Genomic DNA, 13589 nt, shown 5'->3' with positions numbered 1-13589 from the left:
CGGTGAGTTCCTAGACAGCTCCCACCACACCGGAGGTCTTCGCCATGTTCAAGACCCGCCCAGTGTCAACAACGCTCGTGATCAATACACCTAGGCCGTTGGCGCGCGGTCGGACGCCGGTTGGCGCGCAGCCGGACGCCGGCCGGGCGGCGGTCGGCGCGCGCTCGGCGGCGGCGGTCGGGCGGCCGCCGGGCGGCGGTCGGCGCGCGTCAGAACACGACGAGCGAGCGGCCGCCCTTGCCGGCGAGCATCGCCTCGAAGGCGGCCGGGATGCCGTCCAGGGTGATCCGGTCGGTGACGAGGGAGCCGAGATCGAGGCGGCCCGCGCGGACGTGGTCGGCGATCAGCGGGAGATCGCGCGCCGGGTCGCTGTTCCCGTACACGCAGCCGGTGAGGGTGCGGGCGAAGTGGAAGATCTCCAGGGCGTGGAAGCCCACCTTCTGCTCCTTGCCGCCGATCCCGACGACCGTGGTGCGGCCGCCGCGGCGGGTGGAGTCCCAGGCTCCGCGGATGGACTCGGCCCGGCCGGCGCACTCGACCGCGACGTCGGCGCCCTGTCCGCCGGTGAGGGCGCGGATCTGCTTGGCGGTGGTGTCGCCGGCGAGCACGAACGCGGTGGCCCCGGCCGCCCGGGCCAGCTCCTCCTTGGCCGGCGAGACGTCGACGGCCACGATCGGGCCCGCCTCGGCGATCCGCGCGGCCTGCAGGGCGGCCAGGCCGACCCCGCCGATCCCGAAGACGGCGACGGATTCGCCGGGGCGCACCCGGGCGCTGTTGCGCACCGCGCCGTAGCCGGTGAGGACGGCGCAGCCGAGCAGGGCGGCCTCGGCGAGCGGGATCCCGGCGGGGGCGGGCAGCACGCAGTTGGCCGCGACGACGGTCTCCTCGGCGAACGCGGCCACGTTCAGCCCCGGGTGCAGCGGCGTGCCCCCGGCGTCATGGGCGTAGACCGCCCCGACCCCGCTGAGCGCCTTGGAGCAGAGCCAGACCTCGCCGATCGAGCAGTGGTGGCACGCCCCGCAGGACGGGGACCAGTTGAGCACCACGCCGTCCCCGGGGGCCACGTGGGTGACGCCCTCGCCGACGGCGAGGACCGTCCCCGACCCCTCGTGTCCCAGGACGGCGGGGACGGGGACCGTCATGGTGCCGTCGGTGAGGGAGAGGTCGGAGTGGCAGACACCGGCTGCGGCGAGCCGCACCCGGACCTGGCCGGGGCCGGGATCGGGCAGGACGATCTCCCTTATCTCCAGCGGGGCTCCGACGGCGGGCAGGATGGCGGCGCGGACCATGGTCGATTCCGTCTCTCGGGCTCAGGGGGCGGGCGGGGCGGTGGCGTGGAGCCGGTGCGGCCGGCTCGCGGCCGCGCGGCGGCCGGGGGCTGCGCGGCGGCCGGGAACCGTGCCGCGGCTCAGAACTGCAGCGACTTCGTCTGGAGGTATTCGGCCAGGCCGTGCGGGCCGAGCTCGCGGCCGACACCCGACTGCTTGTAGCCGCCGAAGGGAGCGAGCGGGTTGAAGCGCCCGCCATTGATGTCCACCTGGCCCGTGTCCATGCGGCGCGCGAAGGCCACCGCGGTCTCCTCGTCCGCTGCCCAGACCGCGCCGCCCAGCCCGTACACGGTCCCGTTCGCGATGCGCAGGGCCTCGTCCTGGTCCTCGTACGGGAGGATCGACAGCACCGGGCCGAAGATCTCCTCCTGCGCGATGGTCATCTCGGGCGTGACGTCGGCGAAGACGGTCGGGGCGATGAAGTACCCCTTCTCCCGCGGCGCCTCGGGGCCGCCCGCGACGAGGCGGGCGCCCTCCTCGACGCCCTTCGCGATGTATCCGCGGATGCGGTCGCGCTGCTTGGCGTTGATGACCGGGCCGAGGCGGGTGCCCGGGTCGAGGGGGTCGCCCGAGGGGTACTTGGCGACGGCGGCCGCCGCGAGGGAGACCGCCTCCTCGTACTGGTCGCGGTGGACCAGCATCCGCGTGAGCGCGTTGCAGCTCTGGCCGGAGTTGTTCATGACGTGGCCCACGCCCGCCGCGACGGCCTTGGCCAGGTCGGCCCCGGGCAGGATGACATTGGCCGACTTGCCACCGAGCTCGAGGGCGACGCGCTTGACGGCGGCGCCGGCCGTGGCGCCGATCTGCCTGCCGACCGCGGTGGAGCCGGTGAAGGAGACGAGGTCGACTCCCTCGTGCGCGGCCAGCGCCTGGCCGGCGACCGGGCCCGTCCCGGTCACCAGGTTGAACACGCCCGCCGGGATGCCCGCCTCGTGCACGGCTTCGGCGAAGAGCTGTGCGGTCAGCGGGGTGTCCTCGGCCGGCTTGAGGACGAGGGTGCAGCCGGCGGCGAGAGCGGGTGCCACCTTGGCAACGATCTGGTGCAGCGGGTAGTTCCAGGGCGTGATGGCCCCGACGACGCCGACCGGCTCCAGCAGCACGGTGGAGTTGCCGATCCGCTCCTCGAAGGCGTACGAGGCCCCCAGCTCGGCGAACGAGGAGGACACCGCGATCGGCGCCCCCACGTGGACCATCTCCGAGAAGCCCCGCGGGGAGCCCAGTTCGGCGGTGATGATCTCGGTGAACTCGTCCTTCCGGGCGACCAGCACGTCGCGCAGCGCCCCGATCAGGGCGGCCCGCTCGGCCGGAGCCGTGGCCGCCCAGCCGGGGAAGGCGGCGCGTGCCGCGCGTACGGCCGCGTCCACGTCGTCGGCGTTCGCGGCCGGGACCCCGCCGATGACCTGCTCGTCGGCCGGGTTGACCACCTCGATCCGCTCGCGTCCGGCGGCGGGCCGCCATGCGCCGTCGATGTACATCCCGTCGTGGGCCTTCATGGCTTTCCTCCCGAGCACGCACGAACACGTGGACGCGTAGACCTGACCTCGTTCGACCACCCTACAAACTACCGGCGGTAGTTTTCGGCCCGCCAGTGCCCCGGGGGTCAGATGATGCCGAAAAGCATCCCTGCCCCGAGGACGACGAGGGAGGTCAGGGCCGCCCATTTCACGGTGAAGCGGGTGTGGTCGCCGAACTCGACCTTGGCCATGCCGACGAGGACGTAGACGGCGGGAACCAGCGGGCTGGACATGTGCAGGGCCTGGCCGACCAGGGAGGCGCGGGCGATCTCCAGCGGGGAGACGCCGTGGGCGGCGCCGGCCTCGGCGAGGACCGGCAGGACGCCGAAGTAGAAGCCGTCGTTGGACATGAAATAGGTGAGGGGCAGGCTGAGCAGGCCGGTGACCAGGGCCATGTGCGGGCCCATGCCCTCGGGGACGACGCCGACGAGCCAGTCGGCCATCTGCTTGACCATGCCGGTGCCGTTCAGGACACCCGTGAAGACGGCGGCGGCGAAGACCATGCCGGCGACGTTCAGGACGTTGTCGGCGTGGGCGGCGATCCGGGCCTTCTGGTCGGGCATGTGCGGGAAGTTGACGGTGAGGGCGAGGGCGGCGGCGAGGAGGAAGAGCACCGGGATGGGCAGCAGCTCGGTGATCATCGCGGTGAGGAGGGCGACGGTGAGGCCCGCGTTGAACCAGTAGAGGCGGGGGCGCAGGGTCGGGCGGCAGGGGTCGAGGCCCTGGAAGCCGTCCTCGTGCGCGGCGCCGTCGCCACCGGAGCCGGGGCCGGAGCCGGTACGGGCGGAGGGGGCGGAGGCGGCGGACGGATCGACCGGAGCCCCGGAGCCGCCGGGGCCGGAGTCGGAGCCGCCGGAGCCGGCGACGGTCCCGGCGTCGCCGGACCCCGTGGCGGTGGCGGACCCGGTGGCGACGAGCAGCCGCTCCTCGGCGGGCTCCGCGGCCTCCTCCGCGGGCCGCCGCGTCTCCCCGGGCATGACCAGCGTCCCGATCCGGCGGCGTTCCTTGAGTCCGAGGACGTACGCCAGGCAGAACACGAACAGCAGGCCGACCGCGAGGGCCGGGATCATCGGGACGAAGATGTCGGAGGCGTCGAGCTTGAGGGCGGTGGCGGCGCGGGCCGTCGGGCCGCCCCAGGGGAGGGTGTTCATGACGCCGTTGGCGGTGGCGGCGACGCCCGTCATGACCACCAGGCTGAGGCCGAGCCGCTTGTAGAGCGGGTACATGGCCGAAACGGTGATCATGAAGGTGGTCGAACCGTCGCCGTCGAGCGAGACGATCGCGGCGAGGACCGCGGTGCCGACCACGACCCGCACCGGGTCCGCCTTGCAGAAGCGCAGGATGCCGCGCACGATCGGGTCGAACAGGCCGACGTCGATCATCACGCCGAAGTAGACGATGGCGAACATCAGCATGGCGGCGGTCGGTGCGAGTTTGCCGACACCGTCGATGACGTAGTCGCCGAGGTGGGCGCTCTTTCCTGCGAACACGCAGAACAGCGCGGGGATGAGGACGAGCGCCGCGATGGGCGACATTTTCTTCATCATGATCAGGACCAGGAAGGTGGCGATCATGGCGAAGCCGAGGAAGGTCAGCATGCAGGGAACGTAGGTGCCGCCTCACTGCGTCAACAAGACGTCAGCGCGTGAGCAATACGAGCAAAACCCCAGCTCAGGGCAGGGGTGTCAGTTCGACGGGGAAGCCGTTGAGCACCGCGGTGCCCGACAGCGGGTCGAGGCGGGAGCCGTCGAGGAGCTGGTTGACGTTGGCGCCGGGCGCGGCGGAGGCGACGGAGAGCCGGGCCCCGTCGCGGTCGTGGCCCCAGCCGTGCGGGAGGCTCACGACACCCGTGCGGACGGTGTCGGTGACCTCGACGGGCACCTCCAGGCTGCCTCCGTCGGCGGTGATCCGGGCCAGGCCGCCCTCGGTGAGGCCGAGCCGGCGGGCGTCCTCGGGGTTCACCTGGAGGGTGCAGCGGTTGGAACCTCCGGTGAGGGCCGGGACGTTGTGCAACCAGCTGTTGTTGGACCGCAGGTGGCGGCGGCCCACGAGCACCAGGGCGGCGGGGCGGTCGGCGAGCGCCGCGCGCAGCCTGGGGAGCTCGGCCGTGATCGGGTCCGGCAGCAGCTCGATCCTGCCGCTGCGCGTCCTCAGCACGCCCGGGAGCCGGGGCCGCAGCGGGCCCAGGTCGATGCCGTGCGGGTGCGCGAGCAGCCGCTCCAGGCCGAGCCCCTCGCCGCCGGTCCCGGCCGGGCCCTCGCCCGTGCCCGCGTCCTCGCCCGGAACCGCCTGCGGGGCGCTGCCGTGGCCGAACCGGTCTCCGTACGGCCCGAGTCGGAGCATCAGGTCGAGCCTTCGCTCGGGGCCGTTCTCCCCGGCGAGCAGGCCGGCCAGGCGCGCCGGGTCCTGTCCGTGCAGCGGGGAGCCCGGGTCGGCGGTCTCCTTGGCGAGGACGCCGTGGATCACCATCTCGTCGACGGCGGACGGCTCGACGGATCCGTACCTGCCGGAGACGGCCAGGACGAGGCGGGCGTGGATCTCGCACTCGTCCTGCCGGTCCGCTTCGAGCGGGACGGCAGGACGGCTGTAGCGCACCTGGTTGCGGATGGCGAAGCCGTTGAAGGCGAAGTCGTGGTGCGCGCTCTGCGAGGGCGGCGGCGGGGGCAGCACGACGTGGGCGTGGCGGGAGGTCTCGTTGAGGTACGGGTCGACACTGACCATGAAGTCCAGCCCGGCCAGGGCCGCGTCGAGGCGCCGCCCGTCCGGGGCGGAGAGCACCGGATTGGCGGCGATGGCGACCAGGGCCCGGATCCGCCCCTCACCCGGCGTTTCGATCTCCTCGGCCAGGGCCGCGATGGGCAGTTCGCTCTTGGCCTCGGGGTGACCGCTGACCCGGCTGAGCCAGCGGCCCAGGGTGAAGCCCTTGCCGGGCCCGGCGGGACGCGGGCGCGGACCGGCGGCCGGAAGCGGGAAGAGGGCTCCTCCGGGCCGGTCGAGATTGCCGGTGAGGATGTTCAGCACGTCGACCAGCCAGCTGGCCAGCGTGCCGTACTCGACGGTGCAGCTGCCGATCCGCCCGTAGACGGCGGCGGTGGGCGCGGCCGCGAGGGCGCGGGCGAGGGCGCGGATCTCGGCGGCCGTGAGGTCGCAGGCGGGGGCGACGGCCTCAGGAGTGAAACGGGCGAGGGCGTCGGCGAGTTCCCCGAGGCCCTCGGTCTGCTCCCGCAGGGTGCCCGGGGCGGCGAGCCCCTCGTCGAGGAGGGTGTGTGCGAGGGCGGCCAGCAGCAGGGCGTCGCTGCCGGGGCGCGGCGCGAGGTGGAGGTCGGCGAGCTTGGCGGTGCGGGTGCGGCGCGGGTCGACGACGACCAGGGTGCCGCCGCGGGCGCGCAGCGCCTTGAGTCGGCCCGGGAAGTCGGGCGCGGTGCACAACGAGCCGTTGGACTCGACCGGATTGGCGCCGAGGAGCAGCAGGAAGTCGGTCCGGTCGAGGTCGGGGACCGGGATGGCGAAGGGGTCGCCGAAGAGGAGCCCGCTGGAGACGTGCTTGGGCATCTGGTCGAGGGTGCTGGCGGTGAAGACGTTGCGGGTGCCGAGGGCTTTGAGCAGGAGCGGCGGATACAGGTTGCCCGCCATCGTGTGCACGTTCGGGTTGCCGAGGACGACGCCGACGGACTGGGCTCCGTACTCCCGTACCAGGGCAGGCACCGCGGCGGCGATGGCCTCGTACGCCTCCTCCCAGGTGGCCTCCCGGAGCCGGCCGTCGCGGCGGACCAGGGGGGTGCGCAGGCGGTCGGGGTCGGCGTCGAGCGCGCCGAAGGCGGCGCCCTTGGGGCAGATGAAGCCGCTGCTGAAGACGTCGTCACGGTCCCCGCGGGCCCCGGTGACGGTGGTGCCCTCGACGGTGAGGGTGAGGCCGCAGGTGGCCTCGCAGAGGGGGCAGATGCGCAGGGCGGTGCGGGGCATGGGCCCTCCAGGGGCGGCAGGCTGCGACACGTACACGCGGGCGGTTCCGAGCATACCGACCGGTTGGCACGGTGGGGAGGGGTCGGTCCGCTTGCGGGGCTGCCGGGTGCGGGTCAGTCCAGTACGCGGGACAGGTACGCGTGCATCATGGCCCGGATCTCGGCCACGATGGCGGGGTCGCCGGCCGGGTCGGCGCGGAAGGCCAGCTTCGTCAGCGCGTCCGTGGCCTCGACGGCGACCAGGACCGCCCGCTCCAGGGCGGCGTCCGGGGTCAGGCCGAGGTGGGCGCCGAGCAGTTCGGTGAGGCGTACGGCGACCAGCCCGTTGGGGTCGGCGGCCGGGCCCTCGGCGGGCGGGGCGGGCACCCCGAAGTCGACGAAGGCGAAACCGGGGACCGTCCGCTTCATGGCCAGGTATTCGTCGAGCACGGCGTCCACGACGGGCCGCCAGTCGCCGGCCGGGAGCGCGTCGAGGCGGTCCGCGATGGCGTCGGTGTACCGGTCCAGGTTGCGGTGGGCGAGGGCGATCGACATGGCCCGCTTGTTGCCGAAGAAGCGGTAGACCGAGCCGATGGGCACACCGGCGCGCAGGGCGACGGTCCGGGTGCTGAGGTTCTCGTACCCGGTCTCGTCGAGGAGTTCGGCGCAGGCGTCGAGGATCCGGGCGAGCCGGTCTGCGCTGCGCTGCTGGATCGGCGTCCGGCGCAGGGGTTGGGCGGGGGGCACGGGGTCCATCATGCCGCTCCTGGCTCCTCGGTTCAGCAGCGGTCTCAGTTCAGCAGGAGGCCGATGCCGCCGATCGTGAAAGTGATCATGAGCGCGAGCAGCGGCAGCTGGCCGGTGACGGCCCTGGCGGGCGGGAAGAGGCGTACGGAGCGGTCGTGGGCGGCGATCACTCCCAGTACATGGCCGGTGACGACGGCGATCACCTGGAGGGCGGCGAGAGCCCCGAGACCCAGTGGCGGCAAGGGTTCTGGGGCGTTGTCAGTGCCCAGTGCCATGATTACTGTGCGTGGTCCTTCGGTGACGAGGAGGGAGAAGTAGTGGGCGACGAGATAGCCGAGTGCGATCGGCACGAGTGAGTGCGCGAAGGCGGTCAGCGGGCCCGGGTACGGGCCGCAGACGAGGCGGGTGGCCGCTGCGCAGAGGCAGTACAGGGTGGCGACGAGGGCGATGGCGGCGAGCAGTCCGAGCGTGGCCGTGGGGGTGCGGCCGAGGGGGGAGGTCTGGAGGGTGTTGATCCACGACGGGTTGTCGGAGCAGCCGTCGTAGGCGGTGGAGCCGAGGAGGACGCAGACGGTGGCGACGAGTCCGGGCCGCTCGGGCGTCGCGTCGAGTCCGTGGAAGGGGTTGCGGAGTACCAGGCGGCCGTCGCTGCGGCGGCCGAGGGGGGAGAGCCGGGCCAGGAGGGCGGAGTAGGCCTCGAAGGCGTCGGCTTCGGCGAACCAGCGCTCTCCGAAGCGGGCGGCGAAGGCGAGGTGGGCCGCGGCGTAGAGGGCGAGGGCGATCAGGAGGGCGGTGGTGGATGCGGGGTCCGGAGCGGCGAGTTCGAGCCAGGTGAAACCGAACAGCCCGGCGGCGGCGGGCCATTGGCCGAGGCGGGCCGGAAGGGGGGCGTGTGCCCGGCGGCGTCGGGCGCGGGGCAGCCGGCGGGACAGCCGGTGGAGGGTGCGGAGCGGGTTGAGCAGGCGCCAGACGGGGCCGAGGAGGAGGGAGGCGGGGACGAGGCCGACCCAGAGGAGGACGTAGACGGCGCCGGGGGCGGGGTTGCGCGCGGGGTCGTCGGGACCGAGGAGGAGGGAGAGGAGGACGGCGAGGGCGGCGGCGAGTCCGAGTCCGCGCAGGGCGGTGCGGGTGGCCGGCGCGTCGGCGATCCGCTCCAGGGCGGCGGGCAGGGCGAGGCCCGACCGGTCTCCGCGGAAGCGGGAGGAGGACCACAGCAGTCCGAGCGCGAGGAAGGAGACGAACAGCGCGGCGAAGGCACCGGCGAAGGCGTAGAAGGGAGAGATCGGCAGGTCGTGCCGGGACCCCATCCCGTGCGCGAGCGTGGTGAGCGGATCGGCAGGGCGCAGGACCACGCCCCGGCCCCCGCCGCCACCGCCCGCGCCGGGCCAGGGCCCGGGCTCGGGCCCGAGCGGGGTCACCGCGGTCCGCCCGCAGGGAGTGGGGCGAGGTGGGGCCCGGGCGGGGTCATCGGACGAGGAGCTGGGTCAGGACGAGGCGGGAACCATGGGTCTCGACCTCGAAGAGGCCCGTTCGGTCGGCCGTCAGGACCAGGGTGGCCTCCTGGCCTGCCAGCAGGGCGAGTTCCTTGTCGTAGCCGTGCACGTGCAGGGTGTCGGCGCGGTCGCTGGTGACGCGCAGGGCGACGCTCTCCCCTCGCCGCAGCTCGGTGCGGCCGGGGGCGGGGGTGACCTTGCCGTCCCGGACGGTGATGGTGACCGTGCGGTCGGCGGGCGCCTGGGACGGCGCCTGCGACGGCGGCGTTGACGGTGACGGGGGTGCCGACGGCGGGGCGTGGTCGTGGCCGGCCTGGCCGGAGGTGGCGGCGCCCGCGGTGAGCTGGAGCGTGCCCTCGACCGCCTTGCCGGCTACGGCCCAGGCGGTGTGGTCGTCGGCGTAGAGGCGGACGGTCAGGGTGTGTGCGCCCTCGGGCACCTGAGCCGCGGGCAGGTGGAACCAGGGGCCGTACAGCCGGGCCAGTTTGCGGCCGTCGAGCTCCAGGTGCGCGTGGCCGGCGCCCGTCAGGGCGGCGCCGCCGGTGCTGTCGGGGGTGAAGCGGAAGTTCGTCACCGTCAGCTGGAGGTTCCAGCCGTCCTCGGAGTCGGGGCGGGCGGCGAGTCGGACCTCCGGCGCGCCCTCGGCCGGGACCTCGCGGAGCCGGTGGCCGGAGGGGTCCCGGGCGTCGAGCAGGGTGCCGGCGCTGCCGGTGGCCTGCTCGTGGCCGGTACCGGGTTTGTGGTGGGTGGTGGCCCGCCCTCCGCAGCCCGTGGCCGCGCCGCCGACGAGCAGGAGGGCGACGGTGAGCAGCGCCGCGGTGCGCCCCGCGGTGCGGGTGGCCCGGCCGCGCCCGCGGGCCGCGCGGGGCGGGTCGTCGCAGGCCTGGCACCGGGCGCGGTTCTCGGGGCGGTCGTCGTCGGGCAGGTCCTCGCGGCGGTCGGGGCGGTCGGTCACGGACGGCCTCCGGTGCTCGGCGCCGCCGGGGCGAGGGGCGCGGTCGCGGATCCGGGGTCGCCGCCCGGGGTGGTGGGGCGGGCCGAGGCCACGACCGCCCACAGCACCCAGACCACGGCCACGAGGGCCCGCGCCCAGGAGGGGCCGATCGGGGTCCAGGGGATCATCAGGACGGCCTTGTCGAAGGCGTCGAGGAGGGTGAGGGCGGCCAGGAGCAGGGTCAGCCGCGCCAGCCAGGGGCGGGTGGGCCGCAGGGCGAGGCCCGCCCCCGTCCACCACAGGCCCAGCAGGAGCAGCGCCAGGGCCGGCACGGCGGTGTCCACGAGCGGCATCGTGGAGCCGGCCACGTCCAGGGCCAGCCCGACCAGGCCCAGCAGCGAGGCCACCGTGCCCGGGCGGGACCCGCGCAGGCGGCGCCACCACAGCACCCCGCCGACGAGGAGCAGGACCGCCGCCACCGCCAGCGCGATCTGGGTCTCCACCCGCTCCGGGCCGCGGGCCCCGTACCAGTCGCAGCCAGCCGGGAGCCTGCGCGCCTGGACGCTGTAGTCGGCGCAGACGAGGAGCTGGGCGAGTTTCACCGGTTCGCCGACCAGCCGGGAAGAGGCGCCCGACACCTCGCCGCGGCGGTCGCCGCAGTGCGGGAGCGTGCCCGGGGTGGAGCCGTCCGGTCCGGGCTGCCAGCAGTTCCCGCGGCCCTGCCCGTCCCACCACACGTCCATCCCGTTGGGGCGCGAAGCCCCCGACTTGTCCTTGCCGAGGGTGTTGGCGGCGTACCGGTTGTGGTGGGAGGTGTCCGTCTGCTTGGACCATTCCTCCTCGCCCCGGATGAAGGCCGGGACCGCCGAGAGGAAGAAGCCCGCGCGCCGATGCCCGTACACCCAGTTGTTCTCGTACACGTTCCAGTTGCCGCCCGCCGTGATGATCCCGGTACCCGGCGGCATGGAGATCTGCGGGCAGACCACCCCCTGCTCGTAGCCGCGCTCGATCGGCGGCTTGGCGCAGGTCCCGTCGGCGACGTACCCGTAGTAGTCGGCGTTGTTGTCGTGGATCAGGTTCCGCTCGAACTTGGCGTGGTTCTGCGGGAGTCCGGGGTGTCCGGGGAAGGCGCTGTCCATCGAGGCGCCGCCCATGTTCCGGTCGAACTCGTTGTCGTGGACCCAGACGGAGTCCCCCGCCGTGCCGGAGTAGCCGACCATGTTGTGGTGGCTGCGGCAGCCGATGATCTCGATGGAGTAGCGCGGGACCTCGTAGCCGCGCCCGTCGTTGATGTTCGAGGCGCTGCCGGGGTAGATGCCGGAGTCGCCGTTACCGTACGACTCGCAGTTCTTGTAGAGCCCGTGGTCGCTGGCGAAGGTCAGGAAGCCGTACTCGTCGTTCCACCGGGTCAGGACGTCGTCGATGACGAACCCGTCGCCCGCGAGCACGTACAGCGAGTTGAAGGTGGTCCGCTGCGCGGTGAAGTTGCGGAAGTAGATGCCGTTCGACTTGTCGGCGCGGATCGCGTTCAGCTTCTGGTACTTGGCGTCGATGACGACGTCCTGCCAGCCGGCGCCCGTGCCCTCGATCTGCAGGTCCGTCTTGCCGAGGATCGCCACGAGGTTCTGGTTGTGCCGGCACCGCACCTGCTGCTCGTACGACAGGATCTGGTAGCCGAGCGCCGAGTCGGGGGCCTTCAGCGCCGCGCACTCCCCCACCGGCTTCGGCAGCGAGGGCTCCTCCTCGTACAGGCCGGGGAGGATCGCGATGTTCATCCCGGGCCGGTCCACGGCGTCGACGGCTTCCTGGAGGTGCCGGTAGCCGCTCTTCTCGCACCGCTCGTACAGGGCGAGGTTGCGCTGCCTGAGCTCCTGCGGGAAGGCGGATATCCGGCGCTCGAAGGCCGGCCGGTCCGTCTTGCAGACCAGCAGGTCGGGCTCGGCCTGCCGGTACCGGGGCACGGACCCGGATCCGTCCGGCAGGGTCACGGGGCGCTCCTCGTGCGCGCGGGCGGCGGGCGCGGCGGCGAAGAGGGACAGGAGCACGAGGAGGGCGGCGAGGAGCGCCGCCGGCACGGCAGGGAACCTGCGGGTCCACGACATGCGCGTGAGAGTAGAGCAATGTTCATCTTTTCGGATCCCCCGCGGCACCGTGAAATCCCGGGTGCCATTGACGCGCGGGCCACGGAATCCTACTGTCGACCATAGGATTCCTTCGACTGCCACAGAGCGGGAGCACCCATGAGCGAGCAGGCCGAGCAGGCCAGGAAGACGGCGGGGGCACTGCAGTACCTCACCGGCTTCGGCAACGAGCACAGCTCGGAGGCCGTCCCCGGCGCCCTGCCGTCCGGCCGCAACTCGCCCCAGCGCGCGCCCCTCGGCCTGTACGCGGAGCAGCTCAGCGGCAGCGCATTCACCGAGCCCCGGAAGCACAACCGCCGCTCCTGGCTCTACCGGATCCGCCCCTCGGCGGCCCACCCGCCCTTCGCCCGGATCGACAACGCCGCCCTGCGCTCCGCGCCCTTCACCGAGGCCCCGGCGGACCCCAACCGGCTCCGCTGGAACCCGATGCCCGACCCGGCCCCCGGCACCGACTTCCTGGCGGGCCTGTGGACGCTGGGCGGCAACGGCGACGCCGCCCAGCGCACCGGCATGGCCATCCACCTCTACAGCGCCAACGCCTCCATGACCGACCGGGTGTTCAGCGACTCCGACGGCGAGCTGCTGATCGTCCCCGAGCGCGGCGGCCTGCTGCTGCGCACCGAGCTCGGCCTGCTCAGCGCCGGCCCCGGCGAGGTGGCCCTGATCCCGCGCGGCGTGCGCTTCCGCGTGGAGCTGCTGGACGAGGACGCCCGCGGGTACGTCTGCGAGAACTACGGCCGCCCCTTCGAGCTGCCGGACCTCGGCCCGATCGGCGCCAACGGCCTCGCCGCCGCGCGCGACTTCCGGGCTCCGGTGGCGGCGTACGAGGACGTCGAGCGCCCGACCGAGGTCGTCAACAAGTTCTGCGGCAACCTCTGGTCCGCCACCTACGACCACTCCCCGCTCGACGTGGTCGCCTGGTACGGCACGCACACCCCGTACGTGTACGACCTGCGCCGCTTCAACGTCATCGGCTCCATCAGCTACGACCACCCGGACCCGTCGATCTTCACCGTGCTGACCTCGCCCTCCGACACCCCGGGGCTGGCGGGCGTGGACTTCGTGGTCTTCGCCCCGCGCTGGCTGGTCGGCGAGGACACCTTCCGCCCGCCGTACTTCCACCGGAACGTCATGAGCGAGTACATGGGCCTGATCGAGGGCGCCTACGACGCCAAGGCGGAGGGGTTCGTCCCCGGCGGCGGCTCGCTGCACAACATGATGTCCGCGCACGGACCGGACCGGGAGACCTTCGACAAGGCCAGCGCCGCCGAGCTGAAGCCGCAGAAGATCGAGGACGGCCTGGCCTTCATGTTCGAGACCCGATGGCCGATCACCGCCACCGCCCAGGCGGCCGGCGCCGATCACCTCCAGCGCGGATACGACGACGTCTGGCAGGGGCTCGAGCGCCACTTCCGCGCCTAATATCGACCCCTGGGCGCGCACCCCGGAGCACGCGCCGCGCGCCCCACGCCCCGTCCGTACGGAGAACCA

General features: G+C 73.4%; 9 protein-coding genes. 1 reads left to right on the top strand and 8 read right to left on the bottom strand.

Annotation, left to right across the window (positions count from 1 at the left end; genetic code table 11):
* Window positions 1-209: 209 nt before the first annotated feature.
* The 8 genes from ACFYZS_RS36645 to ACFYZS_RS36610 form a co-directional block, all read right to left on the bottom strand.
* Complete coding sequence (locus tag ACFYZS_RS36645; protein WP_389022641.1) at window positions 210-1289, bottom strand: Zn-dependent alcohol dehydrogenase; 1080 nt, start codon at window positions 1287-1289, stop codon at window positions 210-212.
* 119 nt (window positions 1290-1408) lie between these two features.
* Window positions 1409-2821, bottom strand: coding sequence for an aldehyde dehydrogenase family protein (locus ACFYZS_RS36640; RefSeq protein ID WP_389022639.1), 1413 nt, complete (start codon window positions 2819-2821; stop codon window positions 1409-1411).
* Window positions 2822-2928: 107 nt separating this feature from the next.
* Window positions 2929-4440, bottom strand: a complete 1512-nt coding sequence (locus ACFYZS_RS36635) for a CitMHS family transporter (RefSeq protein ID WP_389022636.1) — start codon at window positions 4438-4440, stop codon at window positions 2929-2931.
* Window positions 4441-4513: 73 nt separating this feature from the next.
* Window positions 4514-6805 carry a molybdopterin-dependent oxidoreductase gene (locus ACFYZS_RS36630; protein WP_389022633.1) on the bottom strand — a complete coding sequence of 764 codons (2292 nt, stop codon included), beginning with the start codon at window positions 6803-6805 and terminating at the stop codon, window positions 4514-4516.
* Between the two features lie 113 nt (window positions 6806-6918).
* Entirely contained in the window at window positions 6919-7539 is a 621-nt protein-coding gene (locus ACFYZS_RS36625; RefSeq protein ID WP_389022678.1) for a TetR family transcriptional regulator, read from the bottom strand.
* Between the two features lie 35 nt (window positions 7540-7574).
* Window positions 7575-8837, bottom strand: coding sequence for a hypothetical protein (locus tag ACFYZS_RS36620; RefSeq protein WP_389022675.1), 1263 nt, complete (start codon window positions 8835-8837; stop codon window positions 7575-7577).
* Between the two features lie 157 nt (window positions 8838-8994).
* A complete protein-coding gene (locus ACFYZS_RS36615) occupies window positions 8995-9834 on the bottom strand; it encodes a hypothetical protein (protein WP_389022672.1) in 840 nt (279 codons plus the stop codon).
* Between the two features lie 140 nt (window positions 9835-9974).
* Entirely contained in the window at window positions 9975-12059 is a 2085-nt protein-coding gene (locus ACFYZS_RS36610; protein ID WP_389022630.1) for a right-handed parallel beta-helix repeat-containing protein, read from the bottom strand.
* A 138-nt stretch (window positions 12060-12197) separates the two neighbouring features.
* Between ACFYZS_RS36610 and hmgA the strand changes: the two genes are divergently transcribed.
* On the top strand, window positions 12198-13520 hold the full coding sequence (gene hmgA, locus ACFYZS_RS36605) for a homogentisate 1,2-dioxygenase (protein WP_389022627.1): 1323 nt from the start codon (window positions 12198-12200) through the stop codon (window positions 13518-13520).
* The last annotated feature ends 69 nt before the right edge of the window (window positions 13521-13589 follow it).

This window comes from Streptomyces sp. NPDC001903 (assembly GCF_042891345.1).
Classification (GTDB): domain Bacteria; phylum Actinomycetota; class Actinomycetes; order Streptomycetales; family Streptomycetaceae; genus Streptomyces.
This window is presented reverse-complemented; position numbering and strand designations above follow the sequence as displayed.